Here is a 21604-nt window from a genome sequence, read left to right on the forward strand (position 1 = left end):
ACCCCTCATGCCCGCACGCGAAACCCCCAAGGGGCCTCATGGCGCCTTCGACCTGCCGTCCGTCACGATCGACAGCTACAATCTGGAGGTTCGACACCAGGACGGCTTCATCGGCGACCGCGCCAGCAAGCGCGCCTTCGTGGAGGTGCTGGAAGATTGGCGCGAGCGCTTTCGCCAGTACGACGAGGACCCGCTGGGCGATAAGCCGAGCTCGCAGATCGGCAAGAAAAAGCTGGAGGAGATTTTCCTCAACGGCGATCCCGACGCGGTGGGGATCATTCACGGTGCCGTAGAGGATTTCTCCCAGGAACTCGCGGCCGTGACGCGGCGCTTCCTGCGCACGAAAGGTTGGGAGAACACCCAGAACATCGCGGTCGGCGGCGGCTTCCGACAGGGGCGGCTCGGCGAACTCGTGATCGGGCGCACGAGCGGACTGCTCAAGGGCTCAGGACACGACGTGAAGCTGATGCCCATCCGCCAGCATCCCGACCACGCCGGGCTCATCGGCGTCGCCCACCTGATCCCGCCATGGGCGCTGGAAGGCCACCAGGCGCTGATCGGCGTCGACATCGGGGGCTCCAACATCCGGGCCGGCGTGGTTTTGCTCAACATGCAAAAGGAGAAGGACCTCTCGCTCGCGGAGGTCTGGAAAACCGAGCTCTGGCGCCACGCCGACGACAAACCGAAGCGAACATCGGCGGTAAAGAGACTCGTCGAGATGGTGCGGGACCTGATCGCGCGCGCCGAGAAGGAGGGCATGAAGCTCGCCCCCATCATCGGCGTCGGCTGCCCGGGCGTCATCGAGCCCGACGGCAGCATCGACAGGGGCGGCCAGAACCTGCCGGGCGGCAACTGGGAAAGCGACCACTTCAATCTCCCGGAGCTGATCGCCAAGGAGATCCCGAGCATCGGCAAGCACGACACGACGGTGCTGATGCACAACGACGCCGTGGTGCAGGGGCTGAGCCAGATCCCGTTCATGGCGGATGTCGCCCACTGGGGCATCCTCACGATCGGGACGGGACTGGGCAACGCCCGCTTCACCAACAAAGCGGCGCTGAAGGGCAAAAAGGCCGGGTAGCCGGAACTCAGCCCTTCAGGGGATCGTGTCCCCAGTTCATCAGCGAATAACGCCAGCGGGTGTCCGTGACGTCGCCGTCCGGCCGCTGGGCCATGTGGCGGTGAACATAACCGACCACCTTGGCCATGTGGGCGTAGTCATCGTCCGACATGTCGGCCTTCGCGGTGCGCTTGAGCTCGACGATGCGGCGCCCTGATCGGTGTCCGACCGACTCCGGCCCGCCGGCGTCGGATTTGGCGTGGCCGTCCGTCCAGCCCACCTCGCGGGAATGATCCGTCTCGAGCCAGCGCTCCAGTTCGGCCGGCGTCATGTTCGCGGCGTCGCGAAACGCCCTGTAGGTCTCGTCGTGGGTCTTGGTCATGGCGGACTTCCTTGGCGATCGGTCTATTTCGGCCTCGGCTCGGGGATGTCGTAGCCGGGCGCCAGGTTGACGCCGGCGCGCAGGGCCTTGGCGGTGAGCAGCAGCGCCCGGGCGGCGTTGCGGGTTTCCTCCTGCAGGGCGGCGTCGCGGTCCAGCGCCTCGTGGCTCGTCGCGTAAGGCTCCATGTAGCCGATGAAGCGCGCCAGCTGGCCCTGCCCGGCGGCAGGAACGAGTCGCATGTCGGTGAGCCAATCGGCGATGTTGTGCTGCAGCCCCTCGGCCCCGACCGAGTCGCCATGCGTCACCACCGAGAAGGCCCGCCCTTCGAGGTGCCGCGGATACTGCCAATCCTTCTCCAGCGCCTTGGCCTCAGCGGCCTTCTTGCCGTGCGTGGAGGTCGGGTCGGGGTTGCCGCCGTCGGCGCAGACGAGGCGGTCGATCATCAGCTTCAGGCCGCTCGGCGCCTGGTACCAGTTTACCGGGCACAGGATCATGATCCCATGCGCGCGGGCCCACATCGGATAGATCTCGTTCATCCAGTCGTTGACCTGCCCCAGCGAGTGGTTCGGGTAGCAGGAGCACGGCCAGTGGCAGAGCGGCATGGCGGTGCTGACGCACGTCTTGCACGGATAGATCACGCGCTCGTACTCGGAGGTTAGGCGACTGAGGTCGAGCACCTCGATCGCGACGTCCGGTTCGGCGTCGATGGCCAGCCGGGCGAGTTGCGTGAGCCGATACGTCTTCGAGGTCTCACCCGGGCAGGTGTGCTCCGTCCGCATGGCGCCGTTGATGATCAGGATGCGGGTCGGGCCGGACGCATCCCGGTGCTCCGCTTCGGCGTGTTCGATGGCTTCGCTGGCGGCTCGCCACTCATCCGACAGAGCGTATGAGGGATCCGCATAGCCCAGGCCCGCCGGGCTGGTTTTCGGGCTCTTGCGGCCCTCCTGGTAGTTCCCCCAGGCGACTTCGAGCAGACGTTCGATCTCGTCCCGGAGCGGCTCGAAATTTGGGTCGTGGAAGCGGGTGCGGAAGCGCCTTGCAAACTCTTCGCGGGGCAAATCCGCGGACGGCATCTCCTTGCGGACGGCGGGCTCTGTCATGAGGGCTCCGGAACGGACGTGGCTTTAGAGCGCATCGCGCAGGCCGAACCGATGGTTCCTTGCGGCGTTGGGTCCGCTCACCAACCGGGCTCTTTCGCCGCAGCGCTCGCGCGCCGACGTCCGCCCGCCTCGGAGTTGATCCATGACCAAGCGAAACGACGACGGCTTCTCGCGCCGTCAGATGGTGGGCGCCGCCGGCGCCGGGCTCGCCGCGATGGCGGGCGGCGCAGGCGCGGCCCAGGCGCAGACGCAGACGCAAGGGGAGCAGCCGAAGATGCCGCAGGATCCGACAACCAAATATCCGAAGCCGCCCTTCAAGAAACAGTCCCAGCCCTGGCCCGGCCTCGCCGGCCAGATGGATCCCAAGCCCGATCACGGCGAGACCAGCTACCGCGGCTCCGGCCGCCTCGCCGGCCGCAAGGCGTTGATCACCGGCGGCGACTCCGGGATGGGTCGGGCCGCCTCGATCGCGTATGCGCGCGAGGGCGCGGACGTCGCCATCAACTATTTTCCCAGCGAGGAGCCGGACGCCCGTGAGGTGATCGCGCTCATCAAGGCCGAGGGCCGCAAAGGCGTCGCTATCCCGGGCGACCTGCGCGACGAGGCGTTCTGCCGGCAGCTGGTGGAGCGGGCCGTGCAGGAACTCGGCGGGCTCGACATCGTGGTCTGCAACGCGGCGCGCCAGCAGGCGAAGCAGTCCATCCTCGACATCTCGACCGAGGACTTCGACGCCACGATGAAGACCAACATCTACGCGCCGTTCTGGATCATCAAGGCCGCCCTGCCCCACCTGCAGCCCGGCGCCTCCATCATCGGCACGACATCCGAACAGGCCTATGACCCATCCGCTGACCTCTACGACTATGCGCAGACCAAGGCGGCGACGATGAACTACGTGAAGTCGCTGGCGAAGCAGCTTGGCCCCAAGGGCATCCGGGTGAACGGCGTCGCGCCTGGGCCGATCTGGACGCCGCTGCAGGTCTCGGGCGGAGCCACCATGGAGAAGCTCGAGAAGTTCGGCGGCATGACGCCGATGGGGAGGCCGGGCCAGCCGGTCGAGCTGGCGTCGATCTATGTCCAGCTCGCGGCGTTGGACGCCAGCTACGCCACAGGCCAGGTCTACGGCGCCGCGGGTGGATCCGGTCAGCCCTGAGCCGATCCGACTATCTCGCGAAATGTCCCGGCGCTAGTGATGCGCCGGGACAACCGGAGATCGCCACATGGCCGACTGGAGCGCCGATCAGTACCTGAAATTCGAGGACGAGCGGACCCGCCCCTCCGTCGACCTTCTGCACCGCGTCCGCGTCGAAGCGCCCAGGCGCGTGATCGACCTCGGCTGCGGGCCGGGCAACAGCACGGAGCTGCTGGCGCGGCGCTTTGCGGATGCCCGCGTGGAGGCCGTCGACAGCTCCCCCGACATGATCGAGAAGGCGAAAAAGCGCCTGCCAGACGCCACGTTCGGCCTCGCCGACATCGCGACGTGGCGGCCGGCGCAGCCCTATGACGTGATCTTCGCCAACGCCGTGATGCAGTGGCTGCCCGATCATGCGGCGTTGTTCCCGCGGCTCGTCTCGGCGTTGACGCCGGGCGGCGCGCTTGCGATCCAGATGCCCAATAACCTCGACGAGCCGTCGCACCGGGCGATGGCGGAAACCGCCGGGGACGGTCCATGGCGCGACGCCCTTGCGGGCGCAGCCGCGGCTCGGACGCGGATCGAGAGCTTCGACGGCTATTACGGGATCCTCCGCGCAGCCGGCTGCGAGGTCGATATCTGGCAGACGACCTACATCCACCCGCTGCAGGGCGCCGCCGCAATCGTCGAGTGGTTCAAAAGCACGGGCCTGAGGCCGTATCTCGATCCGCTGCCCGCGGATTTGCGGACCGGCTTTCTGGCCGCGTATCAGGCCCGGATCGCGACGGAATATCCGGCTCAACAGGATGGCGTGGTTCTGCTGCGCTTTCCCCGGCTCTTCATCGTGGCGACGCGCTCCTGAGGAGTCACTCTCAGTGAAGCGTCACAGACACCGGCGCGACCTCGTCGATCAGGGCGTCGCGCTGCCGCCGGGCCTTGTCGAGCGCCTCGACATGTTCATCCAGGGTGCTGCGGCTGGAGCCGGCCAGCACCAGGCCGCCGAGCAAGGCCGCGATCCCGAACAGCGTCACGGATGAGTTGAGCGCCGCCACGCCTGTCGCGACCACGACCAGCAAGACCGCCCCCAGCACCGCGCCGGCTCGCGACAGCGCGATGAGCTTGCGCGAGCGCTCGGCCGCCTCGCTCAGGGCTTCGATCTGCTCTTCGAGCCGAACGATCTCGTCGCGAGGCGTCGGAAACAGCGGGATGACCGTCATGGGTGGGCTCGCGGCGGCTTCGGTCCGTCACAGATAAGCGCCCCGGCGGAACTCGCCAACGGTGGATCGCCCCATGTTGTCCGGAACCTTCCCTCCCGACATCCGTTCACTCCCCGACCGCAAGCGTACACAACGGGAGACGTAAAATGGGTAGCACCACCGACAAGGCCGCCGGCTTGGGCAACGAAGCCATGGGCAACATCAAGCAGGGCATCGGCAAGGTCGTCGGCTCCGACAAGATGCGCGCCGAGGGCATGGCCCAGGAAGCCAAGGGCGAGGCTCAGCAGGCCATGGGCGACGCCAAGGCCGGCGCCAAGAACATGGCCGACAAGATTTCGGACACCGCCAACAAGAAGCTCTGAGCTTCCTGAACGGCGAAGGAAAAGCCCCGCTTCGGCGGGGCTTTTTCATGACGAAACTGGAGCTGCGGCCACATGGTTTGCAGATCCTGAAGTAAGATCTCGGCAATTGATTGAACACGTTCATTTAACCTGAACATCGATTCAGCATCGTTTTTAACGTGGCGGCCAGCAGAGGCGGCTTGAATGGCCTCAAGACATTCAACCGACCACCGCGAGCTGACGCCATGACCAACTCCCACGCTTCCCTCACGGCTTTCGCCGAGATCGTGTCCCGCACCGGCCGCATCACCTTCGGCGACGTGCAGCGGCTGCATCGCAAGGTGCTGCCGGATGGCGTCAGTTCGCGCGAGGAGATCGAAATCCTCATTCGGCTCGAGCGCGACGTGCGCCGCTACGACCGCGCCTACGGCGCCTGGCTGGTCGCCAACGTGGTCGACTATGCGGTGTGGGGCGAGCGCCCCACCGGCGTCCTGACGGCCGAGATGTCCGACTGGCTCGCTCCCCTGCTCGACAAGAGCCGCCCGACTCTGGTGCGCATCGCCAAGGAGATCGCACGCGAAGCCCAGGACGTCGGCGCGTCGATCGAGGACGTGGCGTCCGGCGAAGACGGAAGCGCTGAGGCGTTCGTGCCGGCGAGCGCCACGGCTGAGCTGACGCTGACGGCGTGATCGAACGCACTTGCGGCCGAGATCGGCTCCGGGCCGAGCCGCGCGCCACGCGCAAGCTTCACGCGCGGTGGTTTCAGCTTTAGGTTTCTCCGCCTGAGGAGAACCCCATGCTCGACCACATCGGCTTTCCGGTCTCGAACTACGTCCAGTCGCTCGAATTCTATAAAAAGGTGCTCGGCACGCTCGGCTACGAGCTCGTCATGGAAGTCGACGACGGCGCCAGCGGAAGCGGCGCCCATGCGGGCTTCGGCAAGGATGGACGGCCGCATTTCTGGATCACCGAGGGCGAGCCGATCGTCGGACGCCTGCACGTCGCGTTCTCGGCCGTCGACGAGGCTGCGGTGGACGACTTCTACGCCGCCGCGATCGCGGCGGGGGCGAGCGACAACGGCCCGCCCGGCCTGCGGCCGCATTACCACCCCAACTACTACGGCGCCTTCGTTTTCGATCCGGACGGCCACAACATCGAGGCCGTCACCCACGGCGCCGGCCGCCTCTAGTCGCACCATCTTCAGAATTCGCGGACGCCCATTTGGCGGGGTGACGCCTGGGCGACAAAAAGCCCGGCCGAAGCCGGGCTTTCGTGATCTGTGCCGCGGTTGCGCTCTGGCGAACGCGACTGTCGCTCAGGCGTTCGCGAGCTTGCGGGTCTTGCGGGTCTTGACCGGCTCCGGCTCGGGCTTCCGGCGGCCCTGACCGAGGCCCATGGTCTTGGCCAGCGCGGAGCGGGCGGCCGCGTAGTTCGGCGCCACCATCGGATAATCCTTCGGCAGGCCCCAACGGGCGCGATAGTCGTCCGGCGTCATTCCGTATTTGGTCGCAAGGTGACGCTTCAGAGACTTGAAGGACTTGCCGTCCTCGAGGCAGATGATCGCGTCCGGGGTGATCGACTTCTTCACCGAAACAGCAGGCTTCAATTCCACGGCCGGCTCTTCGACCTTGCCGGTGGTGACCTGGTTCAGCGCGCCGTGTACGCTCGCGATCAGCGCAGGCAGTTCGGCGGCAGAAAGACTGTTGTTTGAAACATAGGCTGAAACAATATCGGCCACGAGGTCGAGGGCATTATCGGCGTTCTCGGTCATTGTGCGCTCCGCGATGTCAGGAGTGCAACTATAGCGGCGAGAACTACAATTCAAGCAGCAAGTGCAGAGATTGGCATTCGTTCATCTGCTTATCGTTTGACTATGCTTAAAAGGGTAGGCCGGCTTTCAACTTTCGTTGCATGCGGAGTGCACGGCCTTCTCCAAGCGGCGGTGCAGCAAGTCCCAACCGCCAGGCGCCGGGAGGCCGAACCGCAGCCAAGCCGGCCGCTGCGGGAAGGGCCGGACCAGCACGCCCTGGGCCCCCATCAGCTCGAAGAGGCGGGTTGCGGCGTCATGTTCGGCCAGCCGAAACAAGGGCGTTCCACCCACGATCCTGAAACCGTAGCCCGCCAGAACGGCGTCCATGCGAGCGGCGTCGGCGGCCAAGCGCCGGCTCTGGTCCTGCTGCCAAGCGAAGTCCACAAGGGCGCGCGCGCCGACCTGGATGGCCGGACCGCTCACCGCCCAGGGGCCAAGCGCGTCCCGCAACGCGCGCGCGACGCGTAGCGGCGCGATCGCGAAGCCGAGCCGCAGCCCGGCGAGGCCGTAGAACTTGCCAAAGGAGCGGAGCACGATGACGCCGGCCTCGGCGGCGCGGCTGGCGATGCTCAGGGCGGGATCGAGCACGTCGACGAAAGCCTCGTCCACCACCAGCGCACCACCCCGCGACGCCAAGCGGGCTCCTGCTTCCAGGAGGCGGGCGGGCGGGACCAGCCGCCCGTCCGGATTGTTCGGGTTCACGACCACGACGACATCGAAACCGTCGGCTTCATCGAGGCTGTCGAGCGTGACGACGTCGGCGCCGAACCTTTGGAAGCAGCGGGCGTGCTCCGCATAGGTGAAGCCGAGCACTCCCATGCGCCGGGGACGCAGCAGGCCGGGGAGCATCTGGATCAGCGCCTGGCCGCCTGGCGCAGCCACCACCGAGGCCGGATCCGGCGCGCCGTAGGCGGCGGCGGCGACGCGCTCCAGCGTGGCTGTGTCCTCGCCGTCCGGCAGCCGCATCCAGGCTTCCGCCGAGATCGGGCCGACCGGATAAGGGACCGAGTTGATGCCCGTGGACAGGTCGATCCAGGGCTCCGGCGCATGAGGGAACCGCGCGCGGGCTGCCGCCAAGGCTCCGCCATGGTAGTAGTTCGCGCCTCCAGCCGCGCCAGCGTCGGCCGGGAGCTCGTCCCTCTGATCCTCAAGGCCGTCCGGCGCGCGCGATGTCATTCGAATCCCACCTGATGGGCTCCCACATGGTGCTGGGCCTCCTGGCGCTCGCGCTGGAGGCGGCGCTCGGATACCCGCCTGCTGTGTACCGCGTGATCGGCCATCCGGTCACCTGGATGGGGGCGCTGATCGGTTGGCTTGATCGCGGCCTGAACCGCGACGGAGATCCATTCGCCCGCAGCCGGGCGCGCGGCGTCGTGGCGCTGCTTATCCTGCTGGGGGTTGTCGGTGGGATCGCGCTGGCGCTGCAGGCCACGCTGGGCGGGTTCTGGCTGGGCGTCATCGGGCTCGTCGTGCTTGCCGCCAGCCTGCCGGCGCAGCGGAGCCTCGACGAGCATGTGCGCGCCGTTGCGGCCGGGCTGGACCGGGATGGTCTGGAAGGCGGACGGGCCGCCGTGTCAATGATCGTCGGCCGCAACCCGAAGGCGCTGGACGAGGCGGGAGTGTGCCGCGCCGCGATCGAGAGTCTTGCGGAGAACTTCTCCGACGGCGTTGTCGCGCCGGCGTTCTGGCTCTGCGCAGCCGGCCTGCCGGGCGGAGCGCTCTACAAGGCCGCCAACACGGCCGACAGCATGATCGGCCACCGCACGCCACGGCACGAGGCATTCGGATGGGCGGCCGCCCGCTTCGACGACCTGATCAACCTCCCGGCCTCTCGGCTCGCCGCGCTCTGGCTGACGCTGGCCGCGCTTGTCACGCCCGGCGCCTCGGCGGGCGGCGCGACCCGGGCGGTCTGGCGGGACGCCGGCAAGCACCGTTCTCCGAACGCCGGCTGGCCCGAGGCCGCGATGGCGGGCGCGCTCGGGCTCAAGCTTGCGGGACCGCGCGTCTATGGCGACGCGCTCGTGGACGACGCCTTCATGGGCGACGGCCGGCGAGATGCGACGGCTGGCGATATACGGGCGGCGCTGGCGCTTTACCGCCGGGCCTGCGTGATCCAGTGGCTGGTTGGCGCGGCCTTGGCCGCCGCGCTTATCTCGCGAAGCTGAGCAGGCGATCGAGGTCGACATGCCGCTCCAGATGGGCGGCAAGCGCGTCCAGCGTCGCGTCGACATCCGCCTCGTAGGCGTAGCCGGAGGGTTGCGCGCCCATCCAGCGCAGCCAGGCGGCGCGCTGGCGATCGTCGCCGAAGAGGCCATGGACGTAGACGCCGCGCACACGGCCATCGGGCGAGGCCGCGCCGTCCAGCCGCCCATCCGCGAAGCGCAGCACGGGGCGGGCCGCGTCGGGGCCGGTCGTAGCGCCGATATGCATCTCGTAGCCGCTGAAGGGCGCACCCTCTTCGACGCTCACACCCGTGACGCTTTCGAGCCTCTTCTCCGGCGTCATCATGGTGCCGACGGCCAGCAGACCGAGGCCAGGCACAGTCTGCGAAGGCCCTTCCATGCCATGGGGATCGGCGACGGCGTCGCCCAGCATCTGGAAGCCGCCGCATAGGCCAAGCACGCGCCCGCCCCGGCGAACATGGGCCCGGATGTCGATGTCCCAGCCCTCCGCCCGCAGGGCGGCGAGGTCCGCGATCGTGGCCTTGGAGCCCGGCAGGATCGCCACGTCCGTGTCGCCCGGAATGGGCTCGCCCCGCTTGAGCATGAGCAGGCGCACGCCGGGCTCGTTCTTCAGCGGATCGAGATCGTCGAAGTTCGAGATGCGCGGCAGCACCGGCACGGCGATCGTAACGGGAGCGTCGGCCGGACGGGCGCGCACATCCAGCGCCACCGCGTCCTCGGCCGGCAGGCGGCCGGCGTCGGCGAAAAACGGGATCAGGCCCAGCGCCGGCCAGCCGGCCCGCTCGGCGATCAGGTCCATGCCAGCGGTGAACAGTGTCGGGTCGCCGCGAAACTTGTTCACCAGGAAGCCCGCCACCATGGCGGCGTCCTCCGGGTCGAGCACCGCGCGCGTGCCGACCACTTGCGCGATGACGCCGCCGCGGTCGATGTCGCCCACCAGAACAACCGGGACGTCGGCGGCGCGCGCGAAGCCCATGTTGGCGATGTCGTTGCGGCGGAGGTTCACTTCGGCGGCGCTGCCCGCGCCTTCCACCAGCACGAGATCGGCCTCACCACGCAGCCGCGTAAAGCTTTCCTGCACGGCCGCCATCAGGCGCGGCTTCCAGGATTGGTACTCGCGCGCCCGGGCGTTGCCGACGACGCGGCCCTGCACCACCACCTGCGAGCCGATCTCGCTTTGCGGCTTCAGCAGCACCGGGTTCATGTGGACGCTGGTCGGAACCCCGCAGGCGCGGGCCTGCAGCGCCTGCGCGCGGCCGATCTCGCCACCGTCGGCCGTCACGGCGGCGTTGTTGGACATGTTCTGCGGCTTGAAGGGCAGCACCCGCAGGCCCCGATTGCGGAACGCCCGGCAGAGCCCGGCCACGACCAGCGACTTGCCGACGTCTGAGCCCGTGCCCTGGAACATCAGCGCCCGGGCGCGTGGCGGGCCGGCCTCCCCGGTCATCAGAACTCGATGCCCTGCTGGGCCTTCACGCCCGCCTTGAAGTGGTGCTTCACGAGCGTCATCTCGGTAACGAGATCGGCCGCCTCGATCATCTCCGGTTTGGCGTTGCGGCCGGTGACGACGACATGCAGGTCAGGCCGGCGGGCGCTCAGGGTCGCGACCACGTCGGCTAGGTCGAGGTAATCGTAGCGAAGCGCGATATTGAGCTCGTCCAGAACGAGCAGGCGGATCGTCGGGTCGGCCATCAACTCCTTGGCCTTGTCCCAGGCGGCGCCGGCCGCCGCGATGTCGCGGGCCTTGTCCTGCGTCTCCCAGGTGAAGCCCTCGCCCATGGTGTGCCAGCGCACCAGATCGGGGAAGCGCTCCAGCGCGTGCTTCTCGCCCGTGTCCCACGCGCCCTTGATGAACTGAACCACGCCGACCTGCCAGCTGTAGCCGAGCGCCCGCATGACGAGGCCGAAGGCAGCCGTGGACTTGCCCTTGCCGGCGCCCGTGTGAACGATCAGCAGGCTCTTGGACTCCACCGTCTTGGAGGCCACCTCGGCGTCCTGCACGGCCTTGCGCTTGGCCATCTTCTCGCGATGGCGGCGCTCGTCGTCCGCTTCATTCATGTCGGTCATGCGGGGTCTCCCGTGCCGCGCCAGCCGGGGGTCCGGAAGCGGCGGGCGTAATCGGCGTCGTAGAGGGCGCTGTTGCGAAAGCCTTCGGCCGCCAGCGCCGGGCCGACCAGGATCAGCGCGGTGCGCTCCATCGGCGACGCCGCCGCCTCGGCCTCGATGCCGCCGAGCGTGCCGCGCAGGATGCGCTCGTCCGGCCAGGACGCACGGAACACGATCGCGACGGGGCAGTCCGGCCCGTAATGCGGCGTCAGTTCCTCGACGACCTTTCCGAGCACGTGGATGGAGAGATGGATCGCCAGGGTCGCGCCGGTCTGCGCGAAAGCCGTGAGTGTCTCGCGCGGCGGCATCGAGGAGGCGCGGCCGGAGGTGCGGGTGAGCACCAAGGATTGCGCCACTTCGGGCAGCGTGAGCTCGCGCCCCAGCGCGGCGGCGGCTGCCGCAAAGGAGGGCACGCCGGGCGTCACCGTGTAGGGAATGCCGCGCGCCTGAAGCAGGCGGATCTGCTCGCCCATGGCGCTCCAGACCGAGAGATCGCCCGAATGGAGCCGCGCCACGTCCTCGCCAGCCGCGTGGGCGCGCTCATATTCAGCCGCGATGCTCTCCAGCGACATCGCGGCCGTATCGACGATGCGCGCGCCAGGCGGGCAGTAAGCGAGCAGTTCCTTGGGCACCAGCGAGCCGGCGTAGAGGCAAACCGGGCAGCGTGCGATCAGGTCGCGGCCGCGCACCGTGATGAGGTCTGGCGCGCCGGGGCCGGCGCCGATGAAGTGAACCGTCATGGCTGGACGTCTTCCGCAACAGGCTGAGGGATGGCCGCCACCGCGCAGCTCGCCCCGTCCGCACTGATGCGCGGCAAGATCAGGCGCGCGCCCGGGCCGGCGCCGGCCAGCGCGGCGGTTTCGGCCACGGAGGGTACGCCGAACAGGGCGACGACCCGCTCGGAGCGCGTCTCTGCGGCGGGCGCGACGGCTTCAAGCACTGCGCGCGGGAGATAGACCAGCGGGATCGCGAGCGCGGTCGCGGCGGTCGGAATGCCGGGCTCGGCCTGCTTTTCGACGGTGGTGAACATCGCCAGCAAGCCATCGTCCGCCACCGCGGCGGCGGCCAGGGCGCGCCGGACCAGCGCCACGATGGCGTCAGCCGGGCAGCCCGCGCGACAGCCTATCCCGATGGCGGTGACGGCCCGGCTCATGCGGCGCCATCCTTGATGACGGCCCATTGCACCACCGGCATCGCCGGGCGCCAGCCGTGGAAGGGGCCGACGCGGTCCGCACGGGCGATCTGCACGGAGAGCAACTCACCGCCCAGCGCCCCGTGTCGGCGCATCAGCTCCGCCTGGGTCTCCAGCGTGACGGCGTTGACGACGAGACGGCCGCTCGGCGGCAGCGCCTCCCAGGCGGCGTCCAGCACAACCGGGTCGGTGGCGCCGCCGCCGACGAAAATGGCGTCCGGCCTCGGCAGGCCGGCCAGCGCCGCCGGGGCTTCGCCTTCGCGGATCACGAGATCCGGAACGCCCAGCGCGAGCGCGTTGCGGTGGATGCGCGCCGCGCGATCCGGCCGCGCCTCGATGGCGATGGCCCGCATGGCGGGGCAGCGTAGCATCCACTCGATGCCGACCGAGCCGGAGCCGGCGCCGACATCCCACAACAGCTGCCCGCGACGCGGCGCCAGCGCCGAGAGCGTCATGGCGCGGATCTCGCGCTTGGTGATCTGGCCATCGTTCTCGAACCAGGCGTCCGGCAGGCCAGCCGTGAGCGAAAGCACGGGCGCGTCGCGCTCGGCGACAACCTCGATGGCGACGAGGTTGAGCGGGTCCAGCGCGGCGATCGCGAAGGTCTCGGCCGTGGAGTGGGTCACGCGCTCGCGCGGGCCGCCCATGGCTTCAAGCACGACGAGGCGCGAGGCGCCCATGCGGCGCTCGGCGAGATACGCGGCGAGGCGGGCGGGCGTCGCCTCGTCCCAGCTCAGCGCCAGGATGCGCGCGCCCGGCTGCAGATGCGGCGCGATGCGCTCGAAGGCGCGACCGTGCAGCGACACCAGGGCGCAATCCTGCAACGGCCAGCCAAGCCGGGCCGCCGCGAGGCTGAACGCAGACGGCGCGGGCAGGCACAACACCTCGCCGGGCGCGACATGCGGGGCCAGCGTCGCGCCGACGCCGTAGAAGAACGGGTCTCCGCTGGCCAGCACGCAAACGGCCCTGCCGCGCCATTCCAGCAGGCGCGGGATCGCGTCCATGAACGGCGACGGCCAAGCCATTCGCTGGCCCGCCCCGACGCCATCCACAAGCGCGAGGTGGCGGGCGCCGCCGACCACGAGTTCAGCCTGCTCGACGCAGCGCCGCGCCGCGGGGGAGACGCCGTCGAGCCCATCCTCGCCGATGCCGACGATGGAGAGCCATGGGAGCGGATGGTCGTTCACGAGCGCGGCTCCATCGAAGGGCTGTGCTCTCCTGCCACAGAGTGCGCGCCCTTCTCCCCCCGAGAGAAGGGGCGCGCGGGAGGGCTTGCATGTGCGGCCGCAATGCTGCGAGAACGCATCCCATGCGGGTTCTCATTCTGGGCGGAACAACCGAGGCGACCGCCTTGTCGGGCGCGCTCGCGGAGCGGCGCGACATCGAGGCCGTTCTCTCGCTCGCCGGGCGCACCAGCGCGCCGGCGGAGAGCCGCTTGCCGACGCGGATCGGCGGCTTTGGCGGGATCGAGGGTCTCGTGGCCTTTCTGCAGGCCGAAGAGGTCCAGGCCGTCGTGGACGCCACGCACCCCTTCGCGGCGCAGATGTCCCGCCACGCCGTCATGGCCTGCGAACAGGCGGGCGTTCCCCTGCTGGTCCATACGCGTCCGGCCTGGACGCCGCTTGCGGCCGATCGCTGGACCGCCGTTCCCGACATGGAGGGCGCGGCCGCGGCTCTCGGGCGCGAGCCCCGGACGGTGTTCCTGACCGTAGGGCGCCTCTCCCTTCCGGCCTTCGCGGCGGCGGCGCAGCACACCTACGTGGTGCGCAGCATCGACGCTCCCGAGCCCGGCGAGTTGCCGCCGCGCCACGAGCTGGTGCTGGCGCGCGGACCCTTCGACGTGGCGGCCGAAACTGCGCTGATCCAGAGCTTCGGCGTTGATGTCGTTGTCACAAAGAACAGCGGCGGAAAGGCCACCGCCGCCAAGCTCGAAGCCGCGCGCGGGCTGGGGCTGCCGGTCATCATGGTGGACAGGCCGCCACCTTCCGGCGCGCGCGTGGAGCATCGGCTCGCGGCCGTGCTGGACTGGATCGAGGCTCATCGCCCACCCCCGTAGTGGCGCGGGGTGAAGAGCCACGGCTCGCCGCCTGACCGGTCAAGGAAGCGGGTCTCGCTCGAGCCGATCAGCACCAGTGTGCTCATGTCGGCGAGGGCCGGATCGGCCTGCGTCAGCGTGGTCAGTACGATGCGCTCGTCCGGCCGGCCCACCGCCCGCGCAAAGGCGACCGGCGTGGCGCCGTCTCTCAACCTGCGTAGCAGCGCGAAAGCGTCGTGGATCTGAGCCGGCCTGGCTTTGGAGGCCGGGTTGTAGAACGCGATCACGAAATCGCCCTGCGCGGCCGCGGTGAGCCGCCGCTCGATCACCGACCAGGGCTTCAGGTTGTCGGACAGCGAGATCGCGCAGAAATCATGGCCCAGCGGAGCGCCAAGCCGCGCCGCGGCGGCCTGCATGGCGCTGACGCCCGGCAACACGCGAATATCCAGCGCCCGCCACTCCGGCGGCCCGGCTTCCAGGGCTTCGAAGATGGCGGCCGCCATCGCGAAGACGCCCGGGTCGCCGCCCGAAACAACCGCGACGGATCGTCCGGCCGCGGCCAACTCGAGGGCGTGCCGCGCCCGGTCGAGCTCGACACGGTTGTCGCTGGCGTGCCGCACGAGGCCTGCGCGCGGCGCGATGCGATCCACATAGGGGCCGTAACCGACCACATCGGTGGCCTCGCCCAACGCGGCTGTCGCCTCCGGGGTGACCCACTCGGCGGGGCCGGGACCGAGCCCGACGACCCAGAGGCGCCCTGCGCCCATCACGGCCGCCGCCCTTCGCCGGGCACCAGGATGATCGAGAAATACGGAGCCTCGTCGTCCTGCTTGTCGCTCAGGCGCATGACCTTCTCGTCCGCCATGGCGCCGCGCTCCACATAGATGGCGCGGTCCAGCAGGCCGACCTCGGCCAATGCGGAGCGCACCTTGGCGTAGTTGCGGCCGAGCTTCATCACCACGGCGGCGTCCGTGGCGGCGAGACGCGCCACCAGCTGCTCGCGCGGCAGGGTGCCAGGCAGCACCGTGAGGACGTCATCGCCCCAGGTGATTGGCGCGCCGGCAGCCGTCCAGCAGCCCGACATGCCGGTGACGCCCGGCACGATGCTGACGCGAAAGCGATCCTTCAGCCGCACATAAAGGTGCATGAAGGAGCCGTAGAACAGTGGGTCGCCCTCGCAGAGCAGGGCGACATCGCGGCCCTCCTCCAGATGGACGGCGAGCGCCTCCGCCGCGTCTGCGTAGAAGGCCGCGAGGCTGTTGTTGTATTCGGGGTCCGCGAACGGGATTTCGACCGTGACCGGGTAAACCAGCGGCGCCTCGATACGCTCGGGCTTCAGCCAGCCGTCCACGATGGTCCGCGCGTGGCCTCGCCGGCCTTTCTTGCAGAACCACGCGATCACGGGTGACGACTGCACGGCCTTCACGGCCTTGACGGTCAGGAGCTCGGGGTCGCCCGGGCCGAGGCCGACTCCGTGCAGGGTTCCGGCCTGCGTGGGCAGGAAGGCGCTCATTCGGGGTCGCCCGCCAGCGCGTTCACGGCCGCGGCCGCCATGGCGCTGCCGCCCTTGCGGCCGCGCACGATGATCCAGGGCGCGCGTCCGTCGGCCGCGAGCGCATCCTTGCTCTCCGCCGCACCCACGAAGCCGACCGGCATGCCGATCACGGCGGCCGGCATGGGCGCGCCTGCGTCCAGCATCTCGAGCAGCCGGAACAGCGAGGTCGGCGCGTTGCCGATCGCCACGATCGCGCCGCCCAGGCGCTCGCGCCACAGCTCCATGGCGGCGGCCGAGCGCGTGTTGCCGAGTTCCGCCGCAAGCCCCGGCGTGCGCGGATCGTCGAGCGTGCAGATCACTTCGTTGTTGGCCGGCAGGCGCGCGCGCGTCACGCCGTTGGCGACCATGCGGGCGTCGCACAGGATCGGCGCGCCCGCCTGCAAGGCGGCGCGGGCGGCGCGGGCGGCGCCGGGCGCGAACGCGATGTCGGCTGCCGCCTCCACCATCCCGCAGGCGTGAATGATGCGCACGGCCACGATCTCTTCCTCGGGCGTGAATCGCGCCAGATCGGCCTCGGACCGGATGATCGCGAAGGACCGCCGGTAGATTTCCGCGCCTTCGCGGATGTAGTCCATGCGGCCACTCAACGCTTTGCTCCCGCCCCGTCCATCAGCGCCGTCCGCGCCTGCGCGACGCTGATCCCCGTCATCGCCGGCTGGTCGCTGGCCCTGCCCCGCCGAACGAGGTCGTATAGCCCGTCGCGGCCCACCAGCGCCACGTCCGTCGCATCCGGATGGGCGCAGCCCTTGGGGCATCCCGACACGTGCAGGGTTACGCCCCCCGGGGCGAGCCGCCGGGCGACATCCGCCAACGCGGATGCGTCGTCCCGCGTCCGCGTCGTGGCGTTGAGGCAGTCCGGCGCGCCCGGGCACGCCACGACCGCGAGGCGGGGGTCGCGCGGGTCGGTGATGAAGCGGGCGGCAGCTAGGGCAGCCAGAGGCCCATTCTCGGCGCCAACCCTCGCCCCTGCCCCTCTCCCGGTGGGAGAGGGGACGCACGTGGGGATGAGGATGGCGCGCCAGGGCGTCAGGCGAAGCTCGCCGACGTCGAACTGTTCGGCCCAGTCGGCGAGAGTATCCAGGTCGTCCGCCGACCATCGGCCGAAAGGGGCACCGACGCCGAAGGCAGATGCGCCCTCGCCGAGGTCCAGGACGCCAAGGGGCTGAGGGGCCGGACGATGGATCGGGGGCGACCCAACGCTGTCGAGCACGCCGGCGCACGCTTCCAGCGCACGCGTGAATGGAGCAGCGCCGGCCACCGCCAGCATCGCCCGCATGCGGCGGGGCGCGTCCGGGCCGCGGGCCGCTCGCTCGCGGATGAACGCCAGCGCGATGGCGGCGGCCACGTTCGGCACGGCATCCGCAGCGCAAGACGCGATGGTGGTCGCGGTTTCGCCTGAGCCGCCCAGCAGGATCCGGAACACCGGCCCGTCCGCGGCCGGGACCGCCTCGAAACGCACATCGGCCGACACGTCGTGTGGACCGAATCGGCCGCCGTCATCGGCCAGGAACCCGAACTTGGCAGGCAGCGCGTGCAGGCTGGTGTCGCCGCTGAGCCTGCGTTCAAGCGCGACCGCGACCGGTCGAACGTCGAGGATCGCTGACGAATCCACCCCAGCCAGCGGGCTCGACACGACGTTGCGGATCGCCTCGGCGTCGGCGTCCGTATCCAGCACGCCAAGCGCCTCCAGACGCGCCGTCAACGGCGCAAGCGTCTCGTCTCGCACGCCACGCAGCTGCAGGTTCGCCTTGGCGCTAAGGTCGATGGCGCCGCTGCCGAACGTGCGGGCGCAGTCCGCGATGGCGCGGGCCAAGCCGGCCGGCACGATCCCGCCCGTGATGCGCAGGCGCACCAGCAGGCCGTCGCCGGTCTGCATGGGCCGCAGCGCGCCCGGGCACCAGCCTTTGCGCAGGGAGGACGGGAGAGCGCTCATGCGGGGGCTCCCGCGTCCGCGCGCATTTCGGCCAGGATGGCGGCGGTGGAGTTGCGGCGCGGGCGCCAGAAGCCGCGGCGCTGGGCCTCCTCGAACTTGTCCGCGATGGCGCGCGCGGCGGCCGGGTTGGCGTCCAGCAGAAAGGCCCGGACCGCGTCGTCGCCGCAGGACGCGTCGAACATCAGGTCGAACTGCTCGCTGCGCACCACTTCGGCCAGCGCCGCGTGGGCGAACAAATTGTCCACCGTTTCGGCGATCTCGGCGGCGCCGCGCCAACCGTGGCGCATCTGGCCCGCCAGCCAGCGCGGGTTCGTGGCGCGGGAGCGGAGCACCTTGGCGACTTCCTCCGCGAGGGTGCGGACGCGGGTGCGATCCGGATTGGCGGTGTCGGCGTGGTAGAGCGTCGGCGCAGCGCCGAGGCTCGCGGCGGCGGCCGCGAAGCCGCCTTCGTGCTCGGCGAAGGCGTCGGAATCCAGCACGTCCTGCTCGGCCATGTCCTGCACGTGCACGAAGGCGTCCGCGCTGGCGACGCGATCGCCAAAGGCCGCTGGCGACTCCACGCCCTCGGCGGCGCGCCCATAGGCGTGGCTGCTGGCCGCCAGATAGGCCGCGCCGAGCTCGGCCCGATCACTCCATTGTCCATCGGCCAGGATCTCGCCAAGGCCGAGCCCGTAGGCGCCCGGCGCCGTTCCGAAGATGCGCGTCGGCTCAGCTGCGGCCGCGCGGCTTGCGGCCGCGAGCGGGTTTTCGTCGTCAGGCTCGTCCAGCCCGGCGACGGCGCGCACCGCGTCGTCGAACAGGGCGATCTGGCCCGGGAACACGTCGCGGAACAGCCCCGAGATGCGCAACGTCACATCGACGCGTGGGCGGCCGAACACGGCCGGGGGCAGGATCTCGAAGCCGCTCACGCGCGAGGACGCGTGATCCCAGACCGGCCTCACGCCAAGCAGCGCCAGCGCCTGCGCGATCTCGTCGCCGCCCGTGCGCATGGTGGCGCTGCCCCAGAGGTCGAGCACGATGCGCCTCGGCCAGTCGCCATGATCCTGCGCGTAGCGCGTCACGATCTCGTCGGCGGTGCGCCGGCCGATCTCCCAGGCCGTACGGGTCGGAATGGAGCGGGGGTCGACGCTGAAGAGGTTGCGGCCGGTGGGCAAGACGTCCGTGCGACCCCGCGATGGCGCGCCGGCGGGGCCGGGCTCGACGAAGCGGCCATCGAGGGCCCGCAGCAGCGCGGCCATCTCGGCCGGGCCGCAGGCGGCCACGTTTTTGGCGGGCGCCTCGCTCCAGCCGGCGGGCGATTGGCCGAAGACATGGAGGCCGTCGCCGATGCGGGCTTCCTTGAGGTCGCACAGCCAGGCGTCGAGCGCCTGGAGCCGGTCCTCGGGATCGTCCGCCCCCGACAGGCCCGCTTCGTCCGCCAGGCCGGTGTCAACGGCGCGTTCCAGGATGGCGTCGGCGAGCTTGCGGGCGCGGCGCGGGTCCAAGCCCTGCGCATCCGCATATTCATCCAGCAGCGCCTCGACCTCGGCGGCCGCGCCATGCTGGCCCGCTTCCACGAGCGGCGGCGTGAGGTGGCCCACCGTGACGGCCGCGATGCGCCGCTTGGCCTGCGCGGCCTCGCCGGGGTTGTTGACGATGAAGGGGTAGATCACCGGCATGGGGCCGAGCACGGCTTCGGGCGCGCAATCGGCCGAGAGCGCCACGGCTTTACCGGGCAACCACTCCAGCGTGCCATGCGTGCCGCAGTGGATCATGGCGTGGATGTCGGCGACGTTCCGCAGCCACAGGTAGAAGGCCACATAGGCGTGGCGGGGCGGCAGCGCCGGATCGTGATGGTCGGCCTTGCGGTCGCGGTCCAGGCCACGGGTTGGCTGCAGAGCGACCAGAAGGTTGCCGCAGCGGACGACGCGGAAGCGGAACCCGGCGCTGTCGACGGCGGGGTCGGCGTCCGGCGCGCCCCAGGCGGCGTCAACGCTGTTGCGGAAGGCGGCGGGGAGTTCGGCAAAGAGGGCTTTGTAGTCGGAAAGCGAAAGCGCCGCCGCGGCGTCGGAGCCCGACGCCCGGCAGCCCTCACCCCTGCCCCTCTCCCCCTTGGGGGAGAGGGGCTCCAGGGCAGCGGCGTCGCCCGCCAGCGTCGATATCAGTCTCTGCGGATCGGGCGCCGCGCCGACCACATACCCCGCCCCCTCCAGCGCCTGCGCGATCGCGGCCACGCTGGCGGGCGTGTCGAGGCCGACCGCGTAGCCGGCGCGGCCGCCCTTGTGGGGGTAGTCGGAGAGCACGCAGGCTATCCGACGCTCCGCGGCGGGCGTCCGGCGCAGGCGCGCCCAGGCGGCGGCGCGGTCGGCCACGGCGGCGACCCGCGAGGGGTCCGGCCGATGGGAAAGGCTTGAGTATTCCAGCGCCTCGCTGCGGGCGGCTTCGGCCTTGAACGAGATCGCGCCCGCTATGATGCGGCCGTCGAGTTCGGGCAGGACGACGTTCATGGCGAGATCGGCCGCGCCAAGCCCTCGTCCGCTGTCCAGCCACGCCTCATGGCGCGCGCCGGACAGCATGGCCTGCAGCACCGGCGCGTCGGCTTCGTCGAGCACGCCGCCGCCGTTATCGGCGCGGCCCGAGAAGGCCGTGGTGTTGAGGATTACGTCCGGCTTTTCGCGGGCGATCAGCGTCGACAAGCCCTCGGCCGCCGCCGGGTCCTTGAGGCTGGACGCGTATGCGGCCGTCACCGCGAAACCGCGCTGCGCGAGCGCGTCGGCGAGCGCCGCGATCGCGGCGGTGTCGCCCGCCATCAGGACGGAGCGATAGAAGGTGATGAGAGCGCGCGGCGGGACGAGCGCAACTCTCTCCCGCGAAGCAGGGGAGATGTCGGCGGAGCCGACAGAGGAGGCGCCGGGGTTCACGCCCGGATGGCCGGCTCCGCGGCGCTCCGCCGCCCCCTCCCTGCCCTTCCCCGCTTCGCGGGAGAGGGTTCCAACCTGCGGCCCTGTAGCGACCGCGTGGGCCTCTCGGCTCAGCTCCGCGCTGACGCCCATGGCCGGCACAGTCTTGGGTTCATCCCAAGGCCTCCCCGCGCCGATGGTTGACGACAGGAAACCCAGGCAGCTGGCGAGGTTCTCGGGGCCGCCCTCGTGGAACCAGCCCCAGAGGCGACGCAGGTCCTCGGGCGGCAGCGTCGAGGCGGTGTCCAGGCGTTCGTCCTGCCGGTAATCGCCCGGAACCACGGCGAGGTGGAACCCTTGCTGGCGCGCGGCGCGGCCGAGTTCCTCGACGCCGTAGCGCCAGTAGTCGAGCCCGCCGAGCAGCCGCACGAGCACGAAGCGCGCCTTCGCGGCGACGTTGGCGACGTAGAGGTCGACCGAATAGGGATGCTTCAGCTGCGCCAGCGGGGCGATGCGCAGGGTGGGGTACCGGTCCCGCCCGGCGTCCCAGGCCCGGGCGAGCGCCGTCATGTCGCTGTCGGTGAAACTCAGGAACACCAGCTCCGCAGGCGATTGCGCAAGATCGACCGCGGCTTCAGCCTCGTCGAGCGTGCGCGTCTCGGTGCGGAGCAGGTGCATG

Annotated in this window: 23 protein-coding genes; 8 read left to right on the forward strand and 15 right to left on the reverse strand. The window is 70.2% G+C overall.

What is annotated here, in order from left to right:
* Nucleotides 1-7: 7 nt before the first annotated feature.
* On the forward strand, nucleotides 8-1081 hold the full coding sequence (locus tag AC1DSZ_RS06505; RefSeq protein WP_476837565.1) for an ROK family protein: 1074 nt from the start codon (nucleotides 8-10) through the stop codon (nucleotides 1079-1081).
* 7 nt (nucleotides 1082-1088) lie between these two features.
* Here the strand turns inward: AC1DSZ_RS06505 and AC1DSZ_RS06510 are convergent, their stop codons facing one another.
* Both AC1DSZ_RS06510 and AC1DSZ_RS06515 read right to left on the reverse strand, forming a co-directional pair.
* Nucleotides 1089-1442 carry a DUF3140 domain-containing protein gene (locus AC1DSZ_RS06510; RefSeq protein WP_476837566.1) on the reverse strand — a complete coding sequence of 118 codons (354 nt, stop codon included), beginning with the start codon at nucleotides 1440-1442 and terminating at the stop codon, nucleotides 1089-1091.
* 23 nt (nucleotides 1443-1465) lie between these two features.
* Nucleotides 1466-2542, reverse strand: coding sequence for a flavodoxin family protein (locus AC1DSZ_RS06515; protein ID WP_476837567.1), 1077 nt, complete (start codon nucleotides 2540-2542; stop codon nucleotides 1466-1468).
* Nucleotides 2543-2816: 274 nt separating this feature from the next.
* Here AC1DSZ_RS06515 and AC1DSZ_RS06520 point away from each other — a divergent pair, with 274 nt between their 5' ends.
* The gene (locus AC1DSZ_RS06520; protein WP_476837803.1) at nucleotides 2817-3695 is read left to right on the forward strand and encodes an SDR family oxidoreductase; all 879 of its coding nucleotides are present in this window, start codon (nucleotides 2817-2819) and stop codon (nucleotides 3693-3695) included.
* 67 nt (nucleotides 3696-3762) lie between these two features.
* Nucleotides 3763-4536: a trans-aconitate 2-methyltransferase gene (gene tam / locus AC1DSZ_RS06525; RefSeq protein WP_476837568.1), complete on the forward strand. Its 774-nt coding sequence runs from the start codon at nucleotides 3763-3765 to the stop codon at nucleotides 4534-4536.
* A gap of 10 nt (nucleotides 4537-4546) precedes the next feature.
* On the opposite strand, the gene AC1DSZ_RS06530 is transcribed toward tam, so the two are convergent.
* Entirely contained in the window at nucleotides 4547-4891 is a 345-nt protein-coding gene (locus AC1DSZ_RS06530) for a hypothetical protein (protein WP_476837569.1), read from the reverse strand.
* 146 nt (nucleotides 4892-5037) lie between these two features.
* On the opposite strand from AC1DSZ_RS06530, the gene AC1DSZ_RS06535 reads away from it, so the two are divergent.
* From AC1DSZ_RS06535 to AC1DSZ_RS06545, 3 genes are all read left to right on the forward strand, one after another.
* Nucleotides 5038-5253, forward strand: coding sequence for a CsbD family protein (locus AC1DSZ_RS06535; protein ID WP_188516351.1), 216 nt, complete (start codon nucleotides 5038-5040; stop codon nucleotides 5251-5253).
* Nucleotides 5254-5477: 224 nt separating this feature from the next.
* On the forward strand, nucleotides 5478-5921 hold the full coding sequence (locus AC1DSZ_RS06540; protein WP_476837570.1) for a hypothetical protein: 444 nt from the start codon (nucleotides 5478-5480) through the stop codon (nucleotides 5919-5921).
* Nucleotides 5922-6028: 107 nt separating this feature from the next.
* Complete coding sequence (locus AC1DSZ_RS06545) at nucleotides 6029-6421, forward strand: VOC family protein (RefSeq protein WP_476837571.1); 393 nt, start codon at nucleotides 6029-6031, stop codon at nucleotides 6419-6421.
* A gap of 126 nt (nucleotides 6422-6547) precedes the next feature.
* Here AC1DSZ_RS06545 and AC1DSZ_RS06550 read toward each other — a convergent pair whose 3' ends face one another.
* Both AC1DSZ_RS06550 and cobD read right to left on the reverse strand, forming a co-directional pair.
* Nucleotides 6548-7003 (reverse strand): Ros/MucR family transcriptional regulator, encoded by a 456-nt coding sequence (locus AC1DSZ_RS06550; RefSeq protein ID WP_476837572.1) that lies wholly within the window; start codon nucleotides 7001-7003, stop codon nucleotides 6548-6550.
* A 126-nt stretch (nucleotides 7004-7129) separates the two neighbouring features.
* Nucleotides 7130-8218, reverse strand: coding sequence for a threonine-phosphate decarboxylase CobD (gene cobD / locus AC1DSZ_RS06555; RefSeq protein WP_476837573.1), 1089 nt, complete (start codon nucleotides 8216-8218; stop codon nucleotides 7130-7132).
* On the opposite strand from cobD, the gene cbiB reads away from it, so the two are divergent.
* Entirely contained in the window at nucleotides 8212-9207 is a 996-nt protein-coding gene (cbiB, locus tag AC1DSZ_RS06560) for an adenosylcobinamide-phosphate synthase CbiB (RefSeq protein ID WP_476837574.1), read from the forward strand. The two genes, cobD and cbiB, sit on opposite strands and share 7 nt — an antisense overlap.
* On the opposite strand, the gene AC1DSZ_RS06565 is transcribed toward cbiB, so the two are convergent.
* From AC1DSZ_RS06565 to cbiE, 5 genes are read right to left on the reverse strand one after another with little or no spacing between them, the layout of a single operon-like run.
* Complete coding sequence (locus AC1DSZ_RS06565; RefSeq protein WP_476837804.1) at nucleotides 9191-10633, reverse strand: cobyric acid synthase; 1443 nt, start codon at nucleotides 10631-10633, stop codon at nucleotides 9191-9193. The two genes, cbiB and AC1DSZ_RS06565, sit on opposite strands and share 17 nt — an antisense overlap.
* 38 nt (nucleotides 10634-10671) lie before the next feature.
* Nucleotides 10672-11283: a cob(I)yrinic acid a,c-diamide adenosyltransferase gene (gene cobO, locus AC1DSZ_RS06570; protein ID WP_476837805.1), complete on the reverse strand. Its 612-nt coding sequence runs from the start codon at nucleotides 11281-11283 to the stop codon at nucleotides 10672-10674.
* Between the two features lie 5 nt (nucleotides 11284-11288).
* Nucleotides 11289-12071: a precorrin-4 C(11)-methyltransferase gene (cobM, locus tag AC1DSZ_RS06575; protein WP_476837575.1), complete on the reverse strand. Its 783-nt coding sequence runs from the start codon at nucleotides 12069-12071 to the stop codon at nucleotides 11289-11291.
* Nucleotides 12068-12484, reverse strand: a complete 417-nt coding sequence (locus tag AC1DSZ_RS06580; RefSeq protein ID WP_476837576.1) for a cobalamin biosynthesis protein — start codon at nucleotides 12482-12484, stop codon at nucleotides 12068-12070. The genes cobM and AC1DSZ_RS06580 overlap by 4 nt, the downstream gene beginning before the upstream one ends.
* Nucleotides 12481-13710, reverse strand: a complete 1230-nt coding sequence (gene cbiE, locus AC1DSZ_RS06585) for a precorrin-6y C5,15-methyltransferase (decarboxylating) subunit CbiE (RefSeq protein ID WP_476837577.1) — start codon at nucleotides 13708-13710, stop codon at nucleotides 12481-12483. The genes AC1DSZ_RS06580 and cbiE overlap by 4 nt, the downstream gene beginning before the upstream one ends.
* 122 nt (nucleotides 13711-13832) lie before the next feature.
* On the opposite strand from cbiE, the gene AC1DSZ_RS06590 reads away from it, so the two are divergent.
* Nucleotides 13833-14579, forward strand: a complete 747-nt coding sequence (locus AC1DSZ_RS06590; RefSeq protein WP_476837578.1) for a cobalt-precorrin-6A reductase — start codon at nucleotides 13833-13835, stop codon at nucleotides 14577-14579.
* On the opposite strand, the gene cobJ is transcribed toward AC1DSZ_RS06590, so the two are convergent.
* From cobJ to cobN, 5 genes are read right to left on the reverse strand one after another with little or no spacing between them, the layout of a single operon-like run.
* Nucleotides 14561-15325 carry a precorrin-3B C(17)-methyltransferase gene (gene cobJ / locus AC1DSZ_RS06595; protein WP_476837579.1) on the reverse strand — a complete coding sequence of 255 codons (765 nt, stop codon included), beginning with the start codon at nucleotides 15323-15325 and terminating at the stop codon, nucleotides 14561-14563. The two genes, AC1DSZ_RS06590 and cobJ, sit on opposite strands and share 19 nt — an antisense overlap.
* Entirely contained in the window at nucleotides 15325-16071 is a 747-nt protein-coding gene (locus AC1DSZ_RS06600; RefSeq protein ID WP_476837580.1) for a precorrin-2 C(20)-methyltransferase, read from the reverse strand. Before AC1DSZ_RS06600 ends, cobJ begins: the two co-directional genes overlap by 1 nt.
* Nucleotides 16068-16688 (reverse strand): precorrin-8X methylmutase, encoded by a 621-nt coding sequence (locus tag AC1DSZ_RS06605; RefSeq protein ID WP_476837581.1) that lies wholly within the window; start codon nucleotides 16686-16688, stop codon nucleotides 16068-16070. Before AC1DSZ_RS06605 ends, AC1DSZ_RS06600 begins: the two co-directional genes overlap by 4 nt.
* Before the next feature lie 8 nt (nucleotides 16689-16696).
* Complete coding sequence (gene cobG, locus AC1DSZ_RS06610; RefSeq protein ID WP_476837582.1) at nucleotides 16697-18046, reverse strand: precorrin-3B synthase; 1350 nt, start codon at nucleotides 18044-18046, stop codon at nucleotides 16697-16699.
* Entirely contained in the window at nucleotides 18043-21603 is a 3561-nt protein-coding gene (gene cobN / locus AC1DSZ_RS06615) for a cobaltochelatase subunit CobN (RefSeq protein ID WP_476837583.1), read from the reverse strand. The genes cobG and cobN overlap by 4 nt, the downstream gene beginning before the upstream one ends.
* Between the last annotated feature and the right edge of the window lies 1 nt (nucleotide 21604).

This window comes from Alsobacter sp. P4_H11 (genome assembly GCF_056400925.1).